Origin of the sequence: Sinorhizobium sp. BG8, from assembly GCF_016864555.1 — a bacterium.
Classification (GTDB): domain Bacteria; phylum Pseudomonadota; class Alphaproteobacteria; order Rhizobiales; family Rhizobiaceae; genus BG8.
Window position 1 is genome coordinate 552,856 of the sequence record NZ_CP044012.1, and the last position, 19,133, is coordinate 571,988.

The following is a 19,133-nucleotide window of genomic DNA, read 5'->3' on the forward strand; positions in this document are numbered from 1 at the left end:
ATCGAGTGAAGGGAATTGATAATGCAGGTTGCCGATATCGATTTCATCATCATTGGTGCTGCGAAAAGCGCGACGACGTGGCTACAGCAATCGCTGCAGCAAGATCACTCCGTCTACATGCCCGGGCCTGAACTCCACTATTTCAGCCGTAGCTATGACAAAGGCGATGCCTGGTATCAGTCCCAGTTTACCCCTCCGGACGACCAGGTTCTGATCGGCGAGAAATCGAACTCCTACCTCGACACCCCGGGCGCTGCCGAACGGATAAAGCGGTCGATCCCCAACGTGAAGTTGATCGCACAACTGCGCAACCCCGTGGATCGGGCCTATTCGGACTACTGCATGCTATTCAGAAGGGGGGACGTCGGGCGCGACATCAGGCAATATCTCGACCCCCGCTATGCCGCCGGCGGACGGTTCCTCAATGGAGGCCTCTACTACCGGCAACTTCAGGTCTATCTCGACCTGTTCCCAGCGGAATGCATGCAGGTTCTGCTGTACGAGGACGTGCCTGCCGACCCGCAACGCCAACTCGACACGGTGCGCCGGTTCCTGGGACTGGAGTCGGAGCTTCGGATCACGCCGGTATCGAATAAGGTCAAGGACAAGACCGTGCCTGTAATATCACCGGGCCTGCGGCGCGTCCTGCACCCCCTGAAGCCGATAGTTGCGCCCTTCCGCAGCAACCCCGTCGTGAAGGGGCTTCGCTCGATGATCGCGCGCGAAACCAAGTACACTCCCCTCGGCACGGAACTCTACGAGCGTATGATCGATTTCTACGCGCCTGAGGCCGAAATGCTCGGCAAGTTCATGAGGAGAGATCTGTCGGGCTGGCTGACCAACGTCTCCTCCGTCCGCGGCCCGCACCAGGCCGCCTGACCAAGTGAAAATCAAGGAAGCCGCGCCGGCACGCCGAACATCGCGACCGCGTCCTAGCGTGATTGCTCCACATATCGCGCATTGTGTGCGCATGCCAACGCAACCGAGAGGATGACCGGTACGGACCAGAAGCGGCCGTAGACGTGGGTGAACGCGTTAACGAGCATCATGAACGCCACTATGTTCGTGAAGATGCAGATCGCGAAAGGGAGTCCTCCAGGCGTTCGAAGCGCGACCACCGCGGGCCCGAAGGACGCGAGCGTCATTACGATGAAGCCGAGCACCGAGATCGCGCCGCCCTCCATCCAGAGCAACAGATAGACATTGTGAACAGGCTTCTCGAACGAGCTAAGCTTGCGATACTGGTCTGCGCCAACACCGACAAACATCGTGCGATCGGCGTATTGCACCGCCTCGTGTATCAGCTCCATTCGATCGTCAAACGTGCCAGCCTGACTGAGATCCCCCGTCTCGATTGCACCAAGGACCCGCTTCTGGAAGACATCCGGCAAGTAGTCGGTCATCCAGTCGCCGCTCAGCGCCACGATGGCAAGGCCCACGGTCAGTCCGATGACAACCCGCCGGACTGTGATGCCTACAAGGGCAAAGACGGCGACGCCGAACGTGAGAGCCATAAGCCCTGAATTCGAACCGGTGAGCATCACACCGTAGGCGAGGATCGGTAGGCCGATGAAGAGGTAAATCCGGCTCAGGCGCCCCGCCGCGACCAGCAGCAGCAGGAGGGGTGCAGTGAAGGCCATCAGCGCCGCGCAGGCGTTCTCGCGCTCGACAAACCCCTGGAACCGGCCCGCGCCGGAAACATACACCGTGTTCCTCTCGTTCAGGACATTGACGACATACATGCCGTGAACGCACATCAGGCACATGGAGAGCACGTAGACCTTCGCCAGTGAAACGAGCTCGTCGAGGCTGCGCCCGCCGATCAGCACCAGAACGAAATAGTATGCAAAGAAATACTGTGCGCCGAACGCGATACCGCGAGAAGGGTCCGGTCCGATCATGCTGCTGACCGTGAGCCCGATCACCAGCATCGACAAGCCAAATGTCCAGACTGCAGTGCTTACCTTCCCCAGAGGATGAATATTGATGCCGCCTCGAAGCGCCGCCAGCGCAAAGCAAAGCAAGAACAGGAAGTCACTCAGGGTGAAATAGAAAAAATCGAGACGAAGAATATTCGCCGGAGAAGTGAAAACAGCCGCGCAAAGCAAAAAATGTTCAATAGTACTGGCAATACTATATTTTGATGGTTCGGCCCTTCCGTAGAAATTTCTACGGAATCCATCCCCGCGCATTACATGACCGGAAGCCTTCATGGGATAGTTCCACGTTTGCGGGAAGAGTACGCGAAAAAGATCGAAAATGAAATCCCGTGTACACGTTGCAGAGGGAACTTCGTGGGACGTTAGGGAGAAACAAGCATGCGCCACGATGGCCGACGAACGCGGTTGCCACCTCGAACAGGGAAGGCGCGCTCATGGCAACATTTGCTGCTATGAGTGAAGCTATTCGGACGGCTGGGTCCCGCCCCTCGCCCTATAGTTCCCGCCCCATGGTCGGGGCGATGCCCGACCATGGTCTGCGGTCGTCGTGGTCAGTGCTTTCCCGTCGCGACAAAGCCTCAGGAGTGGCAGCAGGACTTCGAACTGCCGTCGCCGGAAGGGTCGTCGCGATTGTCCCGGCTGTGGGCGTTCTTTTCCGGTGGCAGGTTCATCGCCACGTTGGACGAGAAGAAGCCGTTGGGCTTCAGGGTGAAGCCTGCATATTCGACAGGCATGATCGGGAAGTCTTCGGGCTTGCACACATGGGTATGGCCGAAGGAGTGCCAGAGGACAACGTCGGCATTTTCGATGGGCCGGTTCTGGCTCACATACTTCGGCAAGCCATCGCCACCCGCATGGACATTCGGGTAATCGCCGCTCGCATATTTTTCTGCCGGGTCGAAGGCCGTGACCCAGATGTGCTTGCGGGCAAATCCGCCGCGCTGGGAAACCGTCGAGTCCGGTTGGGCAAGCATCAGTGGTGACGGCATGACCACCACCTTATAGCCGGGCGCCTTGCCGACACTGTTCGTGGCATTCGGGTTACTCACCTTCCAGTAGCGTCCGGTCTCACCCTTGGCGATGGCCGGCGAGTCCAGTTCGCGCTTGAGTACGCGCGCCGTCGTGTCGAAGACGTTGCCATACGGATTGTCCTCGCCCCAGGGACGCGGCACGAACTCGTGCTCGCTCACGGTGTTACCGCCACCGTCGACGTCCATGTGCAGACGTGCGTTGAAAAAATGCTGGTGCGTCGGGCCGCCGAGATTGTCGTCAACCATGCCGCCCCAGCGATACGTCTCGCCGGGCGCCACGGCAGCAGTCTGGATGATGCCCGTCAGCTTCGCCTCCAGCTGGATGGTGCCGTCCTGATAGAGATACCAGTAGAAGCCGTAATCGTAGTTGCCGACCGTGGCGAAGAAGGAAATCACCAGCCGGCGCGAGCGGCGCACCTCGAAGATGTCGTTGCGGAACTCATAGTGCTTCCAGAGGATGCCATAGTCCTCCTCATGCATGCAGATGGCATTTTTCATGACGACGGGCTGACCGAGATCGTCGGCCGAGGGCACGTCAAAATAGTGTATGTGGCCGAGGCAGTCGCAGCCGAGCTCGAGGGAGTTTGCAAGCCGCCCGAGACCGTATTCGCCAGCGTCGAAGGCGCTCTTCCAGTAGTGGTTCGCGGTCGGATCGGCATAGGGCACCACCATTTCGGTGACGCTCGCGCGGAAGATCACCGGCCGGACCTTGCCCTGATCCTTGATGCCGAGCTCATGCAGCACGAGGCCCTCACGCGGCGTGAAGCCAACGCGGAAACTCCAGTTCTGCCACTCGACCTTCCATCCATCGACCGTGAAGCTCGGACCGTCCGGCTGGACGACATGGAGCGGCTTGACGTCCTTGCGGGTTTCCGGGAACGCTTCGCGCCCGTAGTTGCGCTTCTTCTTCGGTACCGGAATGACCTTCTCGTCGTCCACCAGGTCGACAACCGTGTTGGCGATCAGGTCGACTACGGCGACGACACCCTCGATCGGATGGGCATAGCCGTTGTCACGAAGGTCCTCGCGCCAGTAGCTGACGGCCCGCACGATACGCCTGCCCTTCTCGAAATCCCGGCCGAAGTAGCCGGAGGAAAAGGGATCGATCTGGATGAGCGGTATATCCGCGTCGGTGATGCCGCGTTTCTTGACGGCGGCAATCCATCGGGGATCGGATTTCACCGTCTCTTCCACCCGCATGAACTCCTCGAGCATCACCGGTGGCTGGCCATAGGGAGCCTGATCGAGCGGAAGGCGGTCAAAGCTTGCGACCTTGCCGCTCTTGATGTCGACAATCGCCTCGCTGGTTTCCCCTGTCGCGACATCCAGCACGAGAAGGAAGGCAAGCCGCGGCAACGGGGTGCCATCGCGGAAGGCAGCGAGATCGGTCTTGGTCGGCTCTTCCAGGCGGATGATCGGGAAACGGCAGGTTGCGGCAAGTGCCCTCTCCTCCTGCAACAGCGCGACCGCAGCTGCGATTTCCGAAAGGCTCAGCGGGTCGAGCGGGTGGCTGGTGATGACAGTGGCGTCCATGACGATACCCTTCCTGATGTTTGGAGAGCGACGCGCCGGCGGCGCGTCACTGTGATTGCGAAAAGCCTGCGTCACTCAGGGTGCAGAAGCACTGGAGCAGATCTCTCCCGGGACCATTCCGCTCTCGCCGTGAATGCAGAGAAGAGAGCAGAGCAGGTGAGCCTCGGCGGCAGCCATGAGTACGGTCGCGGTCAACAGGCTGGCAAAGAGACCTGCGAGGAGCCGGTCCGAAAGGCCGGAGGTGGCGTAGGCGATCATTCGAACACCTTTCCGAGGGATGCATAGAGTTCTGGCTGGCTCTTGCTGAGCTGGACGGCAAAGGCGGCGCCGAGGAACCCGACAAGCGCCATGAGGTAGGGGAACGATGCGACGATCGGGCTGTCGCTTCCGGAAAGGAGCGAAAGGTTGGAGATGACAAGCCAGAGCGAACCGACAAGTCCAAGCAGCCCCAGAGCCGGCGCGATCGTCGTCGTCCAGACGCCGTGGCCGGTGGCGTTCCTGCGAAAGAACAGGATCACCGCAACCGACACCAGGGCCTGCACCGCGAGAATGCCGATGACAGCAAGGGCCGACATCCAGGAGAAGACGACGGCGTAGGGATCCGCACCGCCGACAACAAAGCCGAGCAGGATAAGGGCCGCAGTCGCGCTCTGGGCGATACCCGCCACATGAGGAGAACCATGCTTTGCATGCACCTTGCCCAGTGCCCTCAGGACGAGACCTTCGCGGCCAAGCGCGAAGAAGTAGCGGTTGATGGTATTGTGGAAAGACAGCACGCAGGCAAACAGGCTGGTGATCAGCAGCACGTTCATGACATCCACCGACCATGCACCAAGCACAGCGCCCGCCGCATTGAAGTAGAAGGTCTCGAGCCCACTCTCGGCCGTCTTCTGAACGGCGGACGGACCGTAGAACTGCACGATCGCCCAGGTGGAGAAGGCATAGAACAGGGTGATCAGCATCACGGCGACATAGGTTGCACGCGGGATGGTCTTTTCCGGATTCTCAGCCTCTTCGGCAAAGATCGCGGTCGCTTCGAAGCCGATGAACGAGCCGATGACGAAGACCAGAGCCACGCCGAGGCCGGGCGCCAAAACCGCGGCAGGCGTGAAGGACGTTGCCGTAAAGCCCTCCGGTCCGCCGCCGGTAAACAGGATGCCGAGATCGAGCAGCAACAGGATGAGAATTTCGGCGATCATGCAGACCCCGAGAATTGCGCCGCTGAAGGAAATGTTGCGCTGCCCGCAGATGAGCACCACGACGAGTGCTGCGAACGACCAGACCCACCATGGAAACGCGAGGCCGAGGGGCTCGACCGCGCCTGCCATGAAGACGCCGAATAGGGCGTAGACTGCAATCTGGACGGCATTGTAGGTGACGAGCGCCATCAGTGCGCCGCCGACACCGGCAGGTTTGCCAATGCCCTGCGTGATGTAGGTGTAGAACGCCCCTGCCCCACCGACGTGGCGGCTCATGGCCGTGAAACCAACGGAAAACAAGAGATAGAGTATGCCGGCCAGCACGAATGCGCCGGGAACTCCGGCGCCGTTACCGAAGGCGAAGGCGGCGGGAGAAGCACCGACCACGGCCGTCAGCGGTGCGGCTGCGGCGACCACGAAGAAGACGATATGGGCGAGACCAACGGAATTCTTGGCCAAACGCTCGGGCGGCGCGGCCGGCATGCTTTCTTCGTATGACATGGGAACCCCTCTTTTCGTTCTGATTGGCAATCGTCAAAAAAGGTAATTCCGTCAGGCTGGCCCCAAAATTGCACGATGCGCCAATGTTTCGATAATTCGCGCCACGGGATTTCCCGGAGACTTCGAAAATGGCAGCTGCCCCGCATTTCATCAGCCGCATGCCCGCGTTTGCTTCAATTCGCGCCTCAGTGCTGGCTCCGCTGGTACAACAAATCGACAAGAAGACAGGAAAAGCGGATCTGCTGCTGGCCGGGCACGGCATTTTGCGCTCCCAGTTGGAAGATCCTTATGCCGTTGTCCCGATGGGCCGCTATGTTGCGCTGTTCGAGGAGGCCGCGCTCCTCATCGGCGAGCCCACGTTCGGGGCACGCATGGGCACGGCCTTCAAGCCCGCCGACATCGGCCCGATCGGTATGCTGTTCTCGCTCTCTCCGACCATTCGCCACGCCTTCGAGAGGATGTCGAAATACGTCAATTCAGTGCAGGGCGCTACGAGCTCGGGCCTGTTCGAGGAGGATGGCGATCTCGTCTGGAACTACCGGGTTGTCGATCCTGCAATGTGGCCGCGCCGGCAGGACAGCGAATATTCGCTGGCTGCCTCCTGCCAGCTGGTTCGGTCGTGCTTTGCCAATGGCTGGCGTCCGCTAGAGGTCCATTTCGAGCACCAGCCGCCGCGCGATCCGCTGCCGCTCGAGCGGATCTTCCGGGCGCCCGTGCTGTTCGGGCAGTCGGGCAACCGCATCGTCATCAGCAAGGCTGACGCAGACAAGATCTACCGGCAGGAGGACAGGAGCCTCACCACCATTCTGGAGCGGCATATCGCCGATCTTGTCGGAGAAACCGATTTCGACCCTACGGTTGCGCAAAAAGTGCGCGCGCTCATCGGCATCTATCTGGGCCACAGGCCGATCACGGTGGTGACCATCGCCAAGGAGCTCGGCCTGTCACCGCGCACTCTCCAGCGCCGCCTGGCGGATGAAGGCATTTCGTTGCGGTCGCTGATGCGGGAGCATCGCCTGTCGCTTGCCGCCCTGCACCTCGCAAACGACGTCAAGAAAGCCCGCATAGCCGATGCCCTTGGCTATGCGGATTCGACGGTTCTATGGCGAGCCCACCGGTCCTGGAACCGGCGGCAGGGCAAGTAGAGCACTTCCGACGGGGTCCACAGGTCTTATGGGGCAAGTCGTCCCACTGCTTCCTTCAGGCCGACACCGCTGATGCCGGCTCTCATCATGTCTGTCACCAGCCCGACGATGGTTTCGGCAGCCGCCTCGACCGACAGTCCGCCCTCACGAATGTTCGACACGCAATTGCGTCGCGAGTCCGGTGTTCCGGCACGAGGAGTATGCGTGAGATAGGCACCGAGGCTATCTGCGGCAGAGAGGCCCGGCCGTTCCCCGATCAGCATGATTGCGACCCTTGCATCAAGTGCTTCTCCGACGGGATCGGCAAGCGCGACACGGGCCTGGCTGGCGATAACGACCGGGCCGACCGAAAGCCCGAGGGCCATCAGGCGCTCGACAAGGGAGCGCACGAGGGGGGCGGCGTTGATGTCGACGGCACTCGATGAGAGACCGTCCGCGATGACGACGACGACATCGAAACCGTTTGCCGAAGCCAAAAGCTTCTCGGTCGATGCCGGTGACAGCTTTCTGCCGAGATCGGGTCTACGGACATAGCTGCTGCGGTCTTCCGCCTGGCTCTCGACATCGATAACTGCAATCGGCAGGCCCTCGAGCCCCCGGCGCAACCGGGCATGATCGACCGTGGACCAGACAGCCTCCCGCGCACGCGCGTGATCGAGAAGGAAGGCCTGAGCGGCCCGCGTGGGCGTGCCCGCACCGAACCGCCCGAGCGCCACGCGCGCGTCCGTCATTTCCTTCAGGTCCGCCACACTTGCAGCGCGTTTCTTCACAAGACTATCGGCCATGTCATGCTCCGACGAGGTTTGAATGGGAAAGGTAGTCCGTGAGCATCGCCGGCGCCCCCACCAGCGCTCCGGCCGCGTCGGTCAGGCCGACTTCCCTCAGCCAGCGTTCGAATTCCGGCGCAGGCGGGCGGTTCAAGGTCTCGCGGCAGTAGATGGCGTCATGGTGGGCGAGTGACTGATAGTTCAGCATGATGTCGTCGGCGCCCGGAACCGTGATCACGAAATTGACATTCGCGGCACACAGAAGCGTCAGCAGGGTGTCCATGTCCTCCTGGTCGGCATCCGCATGGTTGGTGTAGCAGACATCCACCCCCATCGGCAGGCCGAGCAGCTTGCCGCAGAAATGGTCCTCGAGTCCCGCCCGGATGATCTGTTTCCCGTTGAACAGGTATTCGGGGCCGATGAAGCCGACGACGGTATTGACGAGCAGCGGGTCGAACTCGCGCGCGACCGAGTAGGCCCTCACCTCCATCGTCTGCTGGTCGACGCCAAAATGCGCGTCTGCTGACAGTGCCGCGCCCTGTCCGGTCTCGAAATACATCACATTTGCGCCAGGCATGCCGCGCTTCAGCGAGCGGCCGGCGTCGTAGGCCTCCCGCAGGACAGAGAGATCAATGCCGAAGCCCGCATTGGCTTTCTGCGACCCCGCCACGGACTGGAATACCAGATCGACGGGCGCTCCCGCCCCGATCGCCGAGATCGCAGTGGTCACGTGACCAAGGCAGCAGGTCTGGGTCGGGATCGCAAGCCGTTCGCGCAACTCGTCTAGGAGTGACACGATGCGTACATAGTCCTCGACGCTATCGGTTGCCGGGTTGACACCGATCACGGCGTCGCCCGATCCCATCAGCAATCCATCAATCGCGGAGGCTGCGATGCCCCGGCTGTCGTCGGTCGGATGGTTCGGCTGATTGCGGGTGGACAGCCTGCCACTGAGGCCGATCGTATTGCGGAAGCGGGTAACCACCTCCCGTTTGGCCGCGACCGAAATAAGGTCCTGCAGGCGCATGATCTTCGAGACGGCAGCGACCATTTCCGGTGTCAGGCCATAGGTGACCGCCTCGAGTTCACGCTGGCCCGTTCCCGGCTTGAGCAGCCACTCCCGGAACTCTCCCACCGTCAATGACGAGATGGGGCTGAACGCGGAGAGATCGTGCTGCTCGGCGATCAGCCGCGACACCTCGTCCGTCTCCGAGGGGATCACCTCCTCGGAGAGAAAGGTCTTGAGGGGGAGGTCCGCCAGCGCCATCTGCGCAGCCAGCCGCTCGACCGGTCCCTCGGCAGCAATTCCGGCCAACTGGTCTCCCGATCTCTCGGGCGTGGCTTTGGCGAGCAGGTCCTTGAGGTCCTCGAAGCGGAAGACCGTATGTTCGATTGTCGTGCTGTAGGGCATGGGAGGCAGAATCTATCGGTTGAGGAGAGCCAGGGGCTTCGGGTGAAGCCAAGTGTGTGGCCGAGGCCGCACCCCACTCTCCGAGTGAATCGTCGGTTCCTATTCCTCCCAATCGGCGATGCAGCCTCCCGCGCTTCGCATCACCGGCACCAGTGCTTTGTAATCGTACGGCTGAACTCCTGTTTCAAGCACAATGTCGCAGTCATCGGAGGAGAGCAATCCGCAGATATAGCAATTCCCGCCGAACCGACGCAGCTGTGAGACTGTAGACCGCCGCTTGAGCGCGGCCATTCCCTCTCAACGGAGATTGTCGGAAGAGCCACCTGGAAACGTGCTTGAGGTGAGACTGCCTTGTCTTGTCAGGCGCGCCCGTCGACGTCATAGAGGCGACGGCGAGGCGGCCTTGCATCAGACATTGCTCGATCTTGCGCGCAAGGTTTCCCGCTCGCCAACCGGAGTTGTTGCGGCGACTGCGTTCTTCGGTCGTTGATTCGCCTATAGACGGACGCTTTGGACCTGCCAGACCGGACGGCATTCAACCGCCCGGGCTAGTTCTAGTCCTGCTTGCCGCCAAATGGAAAAATCGTCTTCCAATCGTTCTTCATGTCAACGACGGTCCAGCCACTTTCGTTGGCAAGGTCGAGTGCCTTTTCGAGGCGCCCGATCGAAGAATTGCGATCATACGCCCATTCGCGCACATCATCCGTGTGGTGGACGATCAGCCCGAACCGGCGTCCCTCTCCGCGGGTTGCGTATTCGAGCATCTCGAAATCTCCGTCGGAGTTTCCGAAGGCGGCAATGGGGCGGCGGCCGATGTGCTGGTGAATGCCCACGGGCTTGCCGGGTCCATCGTCGATGAAATTTATTTCCGGCAGGCGCATGAGTATCGGCACTCCGTCACGCACCATGAACTTGGTCTCGCCACTGCTGCCGACAACCTGCTCCGGCGGGACACCATAGACCTTGTCTGCCCACGGGCGCATGAAATCGATACCCCCGCCTGAAACGATATAGGTTCTGAAGCCGGAAGCGCGCATATAGGCAAGCAGCTCCAGCATCGGTGTGTAGACCATCTCCGTAAAAGGTCGGTTGGTCACCGGATGCTTGGCTGTAGCCAGCCAATCGAGGACGATCTTGTCGAAATCGTCGGCGCTCATGCCCGAATGCGTCTCCATCACGAGCTTCATGATGGCCGGTTCACCCCCCGACAGCGCACCCTTGACGTCCCCTTTGAGCAGCGAGGCGAACGGCTCCTCGGTCTGCCATTCGGGATGCAGCGGGACCAGCGCCTTGACACGGTCGATAGCGAACAGGAGCTGGAAATACATGGGTTGCTCCGCCCACAGCGTCCCATCGTTGTCGAATACGGCAATCCGTTCCTCCTCGGGAACGAAATCGGCAGACCCCTCCTTCGTTACGCTTCCCACGAAATCAAGAATCGCCTTCTTACTGGCCGTTTCGTTCCAGGACGGCAAAGGGTCCGGGTCATCCGCCAGCGCAACTGGGGCTACCGCAGATGTGGCAAGCAACGATACGGCCGACAACTTCAGCATTATGCGTCTCGAGATTTCGAACATCGCCTTCTCCCAGCCTTTACTTTCGCACCATGCAATGTTTGACAGTATAACTGAAAACAAAGCCACGTGTGGCAAGAAAAGCGGGCGGCCTATTGCGAGCCGCCCGTCGATCGGTCTATGACCTGGTGCCGGTATTGTTTTCCCGATTTCTCGGGTCCGGTGCGCCCTTGGGATCCTAACAGTAATAGACACCGACGGCGCAGCGCCGCGCGGTGCGTCGTGCCACCCCTGCGACGCTCACAGGGGTTAGCGGACGACCCACGCGCGCCTCAGCGGTTCCCACGAAAATATCGACTCCAGGAATCTGGAGTTTCTCTCCCGCTTCCAAAGAGAGCAGCGCGACGATGCCGGCAAACAGCGCAATCTTGAATTTTCGTGCCCGGGTCATTTCTTAGCTCCTGGCTGCAGGTGGTCCGGGAGTTCGTCGATGTCGCCCAACTCCTTCAGATCAACCTTCTTGGCATTGCTCGCATTCTTGAACGCGAATTCGGTGGCCGTGACTTCGGTACCCGTCTTCCAGTCGCGGATCTGAATGCTGTATTGCGGCGCTTCATCGACTTGCTTGGACGTTATCAGATACCTGCACGGATAGGGGCGTTCGCCCTGGGCGATCCAGATCTGCCAGTCGACCTCCTTGTTGCGGAACGCAAGATGATCGCACTCGACGCCGCCGATCACTCCGCTGCCGAGGTCCTTGACGTCGACCACGTCCCGCATCAGCTCCCCATAGACGTCCGGCAGGATGAGATCCGCGCCCGGAAGAGGTCGGTGAAGCTTGTTTCTCATTTCGTCGACGAGATGGTCGATCGTACCGGGAACTTCGGCCTGAGCGTAGAGATTGGCATTCTTGCCGAGCAACGTTACCGTCTTCCCATCGAATACGAGTTCGACATCGGCAAATCCGCCTGTCCGCGCAATGCGGATCTTGTCCGGACGTCCGAGTTCGACCTTGCCCGAACTTGCCAGCAGCAGCTTCTGGCGATCCTTGGTGACGACCTCAAGCGTTGTATCGAACTCGAATGAAATAGCTTTTTCCGTTGCGAGGTAGTCAGACATTGCCTTTAGGAGCTGCTTGGCCTCCGCCTCGTCGGCCAACGCGCCGGATGGAGGTCCTGTCACGAAAACCAGTATCAGCGCCGCGGATGAAAACATGGAAACGACATGTTTTGCGGTCTTCCCAACTAGCGCTCTCATAGGTAGATGCCTTTCCGGACGGGTGCATGTCTTCGGCCTTGACCCGGTGCGGACATATATGCGTCACGCACTCGATCGCGCCCCGACATTGTAACGAGGGAAGAACTCTACGCCCTATCCGGCCGGTACGCTCGTAACATCCGGTAGGATCTGGTATCGGCACCTTGGGCCCCGCCCTGGAACCGCAGGACTGGGTTAACGAGGCTGGAGGTCGGATCCGATTGCCGGCACCTCCGAAATGGCAACCTCACCCTCCGGTACGGGCAGGCCCGCTTTCCGCATCGCATCGACGAGACGTATCTGGTCCCCGGGCCGGACGTTGCGGCTGGCGAGTTCGGCCGTGATGTTTGCAAGAAACTGCGGGCGCATCTCGACGAACACTGCCCCCTCGCGCGCCGCCTCCCCTGTCATGCCGCGCTCGGCGTAGATGACGGCGGCCACGAGATGAAAGAACGGGAACTTCTGCAGGTCGGCGAGCTTGATCTCGGTCGCCGCGGCCTCGTAGTCTCCTTGCATATAGTCTGCCAGAGCAAGCATCCCATGGTAGTAGCCTGCGCCGCCGGGGTTACGGGCAAGCGCGAGGTTCAAAATCTCCGCACCGCGTTTCCATTGGCCGCCCAGAGCGAGGCGCGTTGCGAATTCTCCCATGAGTTCCGTATCATTCGGATTGGTCGCAAGCGCCTGCTCGCCGGCTCGAAGGGACTCCTCCAGCTGCTGATTGAAAAACAAAGCCGTCATCAGCGCCTGGAGGGCACGCGTATTGCCAGGATCGAGCTGCACCGCCCGGCGGGCCGCGCGCAACGCCCGCTCCAGAGGCTTGGGCGAACTGGATCTCACATTGAACTTGAAGCGGTCCTCGTCGAGGTAGACGATCGACAGCATCGCCCAGGCAGTGGCGTAGGATGGATAGCGCGCGATTGCGCTCTCCAGGCACTCCCGGACCTCCGCATGCGGCTTCATGCTCAATTCCGCGCGGTAGGCATAGAAGCGCAGCGTGCAGCCATAGGCGTCGATGTCATCAGGCGGAGGATTTGCGGCATCAGCCTGCGAAATGATACCGTAAGGCTGGGCAACGGCCGTTGCGACCTTGTCCGCCACGTCGGACTGGATAGCGAACAAGCCGCGGGTTTGCAGGTCGTCGTCATAAATCTGCGACCACAGAATTGTGCCGGTTTCCGTTTCGAGGAGACGCGCCGTCACCCGCACCCGGCTCCCGGCGACACGAAGCCCGCCGGCGAGCAGATACTGGGCGCCGAGCTCGCCCCGGACAGTGGCCACGTCGACCTCCGGAACCAGGGACTTGGATGTCTCACGGCCGAACACCGTGAGCTCCTTGAAGCGCGGTAGCGCCGTCAGCAGTTCCTCGGTCAGTCCTGCGGCATAAAGCCTAGCCTCGGGCCCCTCGCCGAGATCGGCAAAGGGCGCAACCACAAGCGTCGGCCCTTCGGGAGCGAGCGCATTGCTCCCCCTGAGCGACGCGCCGCTTTCCGGCCGGTCGGCGACCCAGTAGACGAATACGACAGCTGCGGCGGCGACCACGGCCGACCCCAGCGAAGTCAATAACCTCCTCCATCTCGAAGGGGGCAAGGCCGTTTCTACCGGTGCCGCCGGCAAGGCGGGCGCGGCCTCATGGGGTTCAGTGGCCACCGGGTCGTTCCAGGCGAAGGACGGCACATAGCCACCCTTGGGGATCTCGATCCAAACCGGATCGTTCTGACCGGCAACAAGGTAGTAGCGCTCCAAGGCCCGCCGCAGCCGGCCGGCCTCGATCCGTACGACGGGGTCGTCCTGGGTAAATCCCTGGTCCCGTTTGAACACCTCGATGGCGACGGAATAGCCCTTGATCCGCTGTGCGCGGCCGGCGAGCGTCTCCTCGATCACATAACTCAGGAACGCTGATCCACGGCCGACTGCGGGAAACTCCGGACTGGTGACGATACGCTCCAGTTGGGCACGTATGTCATCCGGGGTGGGCGGCGATACCGCCAAATGGCGGCCCAGATCACGCTCCGCTGACATTGAGGTCCGCATGCGTGCTCCTCACCTGCCACTCATGGCACACGTTCTCAGCGGTTTTTTGTTAGAACTTGCTTTTATAGGCTACCCTACGATCACCGTCCGGTCCATGATCATCTGGCGTTCGCAAGCTCCAACCATTGGCACGAGATGGCGAGCTCTCTATCCATGATCGACGCACAGCCGAATAACTAAACCACTGCGAGTAGCCTGCTCAAAACGGGATGGCATACCCGCTCCAGAATTCGATTGGTCGGGGAGAGCATCTGAAATAAATTTTTCGATTTAAATTCATTAATTTAAATCAGTTAAATAAATCAATACAAGAAGACACCAAAGTAAAATGACTTCAATCCTTCCGGAGCCGTGCACTGAAAAGGCCTGAGCGGATACAGCGCATCCGGCCAAAACGTTCCATCGGAGGAATGGCCGGCCTAGGCCTCGTATACGGCCTGGCTGCCAAGCGCCTTCAATTCTTCAATCGACGACACCCCCATGAGCGCCAGACCGATGCCGATTTCCTGGGTCAGGATGGCGATCACCTCTTCGACCCCTCTGCGGCCCGCAGCCGCGAGGCCATAGGTGTACGCGCGACCGAGCATTACGCCATCGGCACCAAGTCCGATCGCCTTGATGATATCCGTCCCACGACGGATCCCGCTGTCGATCATCAGGCAGAAATCCGGACCGACGGCGGCGCGGATCGCTGGAAGGGCGCGGATCGTACTGAGCGCGCCGTCCAGCTGCCGGCCGCCATGGTTCGAGATGACGACGGCGTCCGCTCCGACCGCTTTTGCCTTTTTCGCATCCTCGGGCGCGAGGACACCCTTGATCACCAGCTTGCCCCGCCACCTGCCGCGCAGCCATTCGATGTCCTTCCAGGACAGCGTCTTGTCGATGCGCCGGGAGAGGTTTGCAGCCTGTTCCAGCGCGCCACGACCGAAGTCCGGTCGGTGCTCGACGGCACGCACAGAAGGCGTTCCGCGATGCGCGATGTCGAGAAGCCATCTCGGCTTGCGTGCAAGGCTTAAAAACAGCTTCGGCGTGACGCGCGTCAGGGAGCGAAATCCGTTCCGGACGTCACGCTCGCGAATTGCGGTGATGGCCGTGTCCACCGTCACGAAGATCGTATCAACCCCGGCGGCCTCCGCGGCGTCCAGCAGTTCCTCGCACATCGATCGATCTTCGAGCACGTAGAGCTGGAAATGCAGGGGGCCGTCCGTCGTCTGGCGGACGTCGGCGAGGGAAGCGATGGAAAAGGTCGAGAGGCAGAATGGGATGCCGGCAGCGTGGGCGGCCTGTGCCGCCTGCTGTTCTCCCCTGCCCGCATAGAGCCCTAGGAATCCGACCGGTCCCAGCATGAACGGCAGAGGATGGCGCTCGCCCAGAAAGCTCGTTGCCAGATCACGTTCCTTCGGCTCGACCAGTACGTTCTGCCGGAGCTTGAACCCGCCGAAATCCGCCCGGTTGGCGCGCATCGTCTCCTCCTCGAAGCTCCCCCCGTCGATGTAATCGAAGAAGATCTTCGGCAGGCGCCGCCGCGCGCGCTCGCGATAGTCGTTGACGTTGACCAGGGTCATCGCATCAGACCCTTTCCGGATCGATTGCGTCGAGGAAGCGGGAGACGAAGTCTTCGCCATCGACCGGCTCGCTTCCGGCCATCACTGCCATCGAAAAGCCGATGAGCGAGGAGACCGGATTGTGGGTGGTCGCCCCGGCGCGAAGGTTCATCACCAGCGTCGGGCAGAGGAATAGCCCGAGCCGGACGACGTTCCGCCAGTCGGCGGGCAGCAAGCCCGCCTGCTTCAGTTTCAAGAGAAGCGGACGCCAGATCTTCTCCGCCTTCACGTGCAGCAGATCCATCCTGACGTCGCTCGGCGCCCAGGACGTGGTGATATCGAGCGTGCCGTCCGCGTAGTGCGCACTCGCCACGAAGAGTTGCGCTGCCTCAGCGGGATCGTAGAGCCACAGGGGATGAGCAAAGATATTGTGGAAGGTCGTCTTCACTTCCGCGAGCAACGTCGGAATGTGCTCGCCTGCAAAGGCGGGATCGAAGAACGACAGCGACGCTTCCTGTCCAACTTCCTGGTACCAGACATTGGCATTGTGCGCGTCCCCGTGCGCCGTGACGCCGCCTGCATCTGCCAGGCGGAAGGGGTTGAGCCGCTCGAACGCTGCATCGAAAAGCTCGCCTACGCTCTTTTCATAGCGGACGCCGTTTACCACGAAACGGGCCGACGAGAACTGCTCCCAACCGAGCGTGACGCCGGGGAAAGCGAATTCCTGTCCGACATAGAAGCGGCCCAGTCGCCCGCCGGGATAGGAACCCGTCGCGGGTTCGATCAGTCGCTCGTAGAACAGACGATGGATCGGCTCTGCAGACACCTGCTCCACCGTGACCGGATGCAGCGTTTCGAGATAGACGGAAAGCACCGCCTCGGACAGCTTTGCCTCCGCGGAAGCCGCCAGCGAAGCCTTTACGGGGTTCGGAGCGAGGTCGAGTGCGCGCAGCACATCGGAAAACCGCGGATCCGTCCGGCGCTTGTAGACGAGGATCTGTTCGCCCGGCAGCACGGACATCAGGACCGGCTGGTCCACGGGCAGGCCGGCACGTGCGAGGATGTCGGCACGGTAGTATTCGCCGCTCATCGCTTCCTCGCCCTCCTCCTGGTGGAACTTGAAGAAGAACTGCCCATCGGCGGTATCGAAGAAGCCATTCAGCGAATTCAGGCTGTACTGGTCGTGATTGATCGCCAGGTGTACCGGCTCAACCTTGAAGAGGTCGCGCAACAGTTCAGCGAGCAGTTTCTCCGCATCACCGTTCCTGGCCTTTGCGAGCCTTCTGATTTCTGCGGTTCTGCTTTCGGGCTGCGTCATGACAAGAAGCTCCAGGCATTCCAGGTGTGTTCGAAGAGTTTCACGACAGCAGGGTCACTTGCTGGCGTGGAGATATCGGCTGCCCAGCGAGTAGCGGCTGCCAACGTATGTCAGAGTGTTGACGGTGGCGACCACAGGACCTGTCCATGTCTTGCGGTGAAGGACGAGGCAGCTGTCGGTCGGTCGGATATGGAGGAGACGCGCGTTCTCATCTCCGGCCGGGACCGCACTGATGAGATGCTCGACTTCCGTCAACGGTGTCGAATGCTGCAGATAGTCGTACGTCGCCGAAGAGGTGAAATCCTGGCTGATATAGTCGGAGACGAGGTCCGGATTGACGTATCGCTCCTCCAGTTGAACCGGGAGATCGTTTTCGAAATGTATCACCACCGAGTGGTCGACCGGCTTCGATGTCGGAAATTCGAAGGCGAGCAGGAGCTCTGGTTCCGGGTGCTCGATCCTCTCCAGAACGACCACCTGCGCACGATGCTTGCTGCCGCGCGCTCTGATCTCATTGATGATGTTGCTGATTTCGATGAGCGTGGACTGCGGTTTCGGTGGAGCCACGAAGGTACCGACGCCCTGGATGCGGCGCAGGTGCCCCTCCGAGGTCAGCTCCCTCAGCGCGCGATGCACGGTCATGCGCGAGACACCCAGCGTCGAAACGAGTTCGTGCTCCGAGGGCAGACGGGCATTGCGCGCCCACTTGCCGCTGCCGATATTGCCGAGGACGAAGTCCTTGACCTTCTCGTAGAGAGGAGATGCGGAGTCCGAGAGTGTGTCCATGCTGCGTGCCTCCAGCGCATGCCCCGAAATCCGACCCGATTTTCGGGCGCATCATGCGCAATTCAGAAAGTTCCGCACCGCATACAGATCCGCTCGGGGCGGTGCCGCGGTGCCGGTCGTTGCTCCGGAAAACCGGCTTCGTTCAATCCGACACCTCGACGATCGTCTTCAATCGGGAACTCTCGCCCTTCAGCAGGCGGCCATAGGCGTCCGGCACATCGTCGAGAGATGACAGCGTCTCGGAGAGCTGCGCCAGCGCCGAAGAGAGTCCTGGCAGCATCGAAACTGCATGGGGCAGTTCATCGCTGAAGGCATGGCAGCCGACCAGCGAGATCTCCCGCTCGACCAGGATGTTGGGATCCAGATCAAGCTTGCCATGGCTGATACCGACGAGTGCCAGCGCACCACCACCCGACAAGAGATCGAGTGCCGACGAAATCGCGCGAACATTGCCCGTCGCGTCGAGTGCGTAGCGCAAGCGCTTTTCCTGCAACACCGCCTCGATCGCAGCCTTCGTCGGTTCGACGCAGACGCCGTCGACCAGGTCCGCCACCATTTTCGCGCGCGCGGCATTGAGGTCCGCGAGCAGGATCGGGCCGTCATGGAGGCGCGACAGCAGCAGCGCACTGAGCCCGCCGATCGTTCCACATCCGACGACGAGCACAGGCTCGCCGGGTGTAGCTGCGAGGCGGCGTACGGCATGGAGCGCTACCGCAAGCGGCTCGGCCATTGCCGCAACCTTTGCCGGCAAAGCCGCGTCGTGCGGGAAGAGCAATCGCTCAGGAAGCTGCACTTCCTCGGCGAACCCGCCGTCGCAGACCTCGCCCACGAATCCAAGGGATTCGCAGATGTTGCTGCGTCCGCTTCTGCAGGCCGGGCATTTCCCGCACCACATCCGGGAATCTGCAGCCACGACGTCACCGACCTTGAGGTTCTCGACGTCCTCACCCACTGCCATAACCGTGCCGCAGAACTCGTGCCCCGCAACCGAGGGGCTGCGCGTGATCCATTGACCGGTACGATAGTTGTGCAGATCCGAGCCGCAGATGCCTGCGGCCCTGATCCTCAGGTTCACGAAACCTGCCGGCGGAGACGACGGGGCATCGATCTCCTCCACCCGCAGATCTCCAGCATCATAGAGCCGGACGGCTTTCAT

The 19,133-nt window shown here is 61.1% G+C and carries 16 protein-coding genes; 2 read left to right on the forward strand and 14 right to left on the reverse strand.

Features of this window, described 5'->3' with window-relative positions:
- The first annotated feature begins 21 nt into the window (after nucleotides 1-21).
- On the forward strand, nucleotides 22-879 hold the full coding sequence (locus tag F3Y30_RS23540; RefSeq protein ID WP_203427577.1) for a sulfotransferase: 858 nt from the start codon (nucleotides 22-24) through the stop codon (nucleotides 877-879).
- A 53-nt stretch (nucleotides 880-932) separates the two neighbouring features.
- On the opposite strand, the gene F3Y30_RS23545 is transcribed toward F3Y30_RS23540, so the two are convergent.
- The 4 genes from F3Y30_RS23545 to F3Y30_RS23560 all read right to left on the reverse strand — a co-directional run bounded on the left by F3Y30_RS23545 (nucleotide 933) and on the right by F3Y30_RS23560 (nucleotide 6,204).
- Nucleotides 933-2,213 carry an O-antigen ligase family protein gene (locus F3Y30_RS23545; RefSeq protein WP_203427578.1) on the reverse strand — a complete coding sequence of 427 codons (1,281 nt, stop codon included), beginning with the start codon at nucleotides 2,211-2,213 and terminating at the stop codon, nucleotides 933-935.
- Nucleotides 2,214-2,518: 305 nt separating this feature from the next.
- Nucleotides 2,519-4,504: a primary-amine oxidase gene (locus F3Y30_RS23550; RefSeq protein ID WP_203427579.1), complete on the reverse strand. Its 1,986-nt coding sequence runs from the start codon at nucleotides 4,502-4,504 to the stop codon at nucleotides 2,519-2,521.
- A gap of 75 nt (nucleotides 4,505-4,579) precedes the next feature.
- Nucleotides 4,580-4,762, reverse strand: coding sequence for a hypothetical protein (locus F3Y30_RS23555; RefSeq protein WP_203427580.1), 183 nt, complete (start codon nucleotides 4,760-4,762; stop codon nucleotides 4,580-4,582).
- A complete protein-coding gene (locus F3Y30_RS23560; RefSeq protein ID WP_203427581.1) occupies nucleotides 4,759-6,204 on the reverse strand; it encodes an APC family permease in 1,446 nt (481 codons plus the stop codon). The genes F3Y30_RS23555 and F3Y30_RS23560 overlap by 4 nt, the downstream gene beginning before the upstream one ends.
- 128 nt (nucleotides 6,205-6,332) lie before the next feature.
- Here F3Y30_RS23560 and F3Y30_RS23565 point away from each other — a divergent pair, with 128 nt between their 5' ends.
- A complete protein-coding gene (locus tag F3Y30_RS23565) occupies nucleotides 6,333-7,349 on the forward strand; it encodes an AraC family transcriptional regulator (protein WP_203427582.1) in 1,017 nt (338 codons plus the stop codon).
- A 26-nt stretch (nucleotides 7,350-7,375) separates the two neighbouring features.
- On the opposite strand, the gene eutC is transcribed toward F3Y30_RS23565, so the two are convergent.
- From eutC to F3Y30_RS23615, 10 genes are all read right to left on the reverse strand, one after another.
- Nucleotides 7,376-8,134, reverse strand: coding sequence for an ethanolamine ammonia-lyase subunit EutC (gene eutC / locus F3Y30_RS23570; protein ID WP_203427583.1), 759 nt, complete (start codon nucleotides 8,132-8,134; stop codon nucleotides 7,376-7,378).
- Between the two features lies 1 nt (nucleotide 8,135).
- Entirely contained in the window at nucleotides 8,136-9,527 is a 1,392-nt protein-coding gene (locus F3Y30_RS23575; RefSeq protein WP_203427584.1) for an ethanolamine ammonia-lyase subunit EutB, read from the reverse strand.
- A gap of 554 nt (nucleotides 9,528-10,081) precedes the next feature.
- Nucleotides 10,082-11,080 (reverse strand): HAD family hydrolase, encoded by a 999-nt coding sequence (locus F3Y30_RS23580; RefSeq protein ID WP_246753076.1) that lies wholly within the window; start codon nucleotides 11,078-11,080, stop codon nucleotides 10,082-10,084.
- Between the two features lie 199 nt (nucleotides 11,081-11,279).
- Entirely contained in the window at nucleotides 11,280-11,492 is a 213-nt protein-coding gene (locus F3Y30_RS23585; protein ID WP_203427586.1) for a hypothetical protein, read from the reverse strand.
- Complete coding sequence (locus F3Y30_RS23590) at nucleotides 11,489-12,256, reverse strand: DUF2092 domain-containing protein (protein ID WP_246753084.1); 768 nt, start codon at nucleotides 12,254-12,256, stop codon at nucleotides 11,489-11,491. The genes F3Y30_RS23585 and F3Y30_RS23590 overlap by 4 nt, the downstream gene beginning before the upstream one ends.
- A gap of 237 nt (nucleotides 12,257-12,493) precedes the next feature.
- The gene (locus tag F3Y30_RS23595) at nucleotides 12,494-14,329 is read right to left on the reverse strand and encodes an adenylate cyclase (RefSeq protein ID WP_203427588.1); all 1,836 of its coding nucleotides are present in this window, start codon (nucleotides 14,327-14,329) and stop codon (nucleotides 12,494-12,496) included.
- A gap of 419 nt (nucleotides 14,330-14,748) precedes the next feature.
- A complete protein-coding gene (locus tag F3Y30_RS23600; RefSeq protein ID WP_203427589.1) occupies nucleotides 14,749-15,894 on the reverse strand; it encodes an alpha-hydroxy acid oxidase in 1,146 nt (381 codons plus the stop codon).
- Nucleotides 15,895-15,898: 4 nt separating this feature from the next.
- Nucleotides 15,899-17,191, reverse strand: coding sequence for a hypothetical protein (locus tag F3Y30_RS23605; RefSeq protein WP_203427590.1), 1,293 nt, complete (start codon nucleotides 17,189-17,191; stop codon nucleotides 15,899-15,901).
- A 54-nt stretch (nucleotides 17,192-17,245) separates the two neighbouring features.
- A complete protein-coding gene (hutC, locus tag F3Y30_RS23610; protein WP_203426724.1) occupies nucleotides 17,246-17,977 on the reverse strand; it encodes a histidine utilization repressor in 732 nt (243 codons plus the stop codon).
- A gap of 142 nt (nucleotides 17,978-18,119) precedes the next feature.
- The gene (locus F3Y30_RS23615; protein WP_203426725.1) at nucleotides 18,120-19,133 is read right to left on the reverse strand and encodes an alcohol dehydrogenase catalytic domain-containing protein; all 1,014 of its coding nucleotides are present in this window, start codon (nucleotides 19,131-19,133) and stop codon (nucleotides 18,120-18,122) included.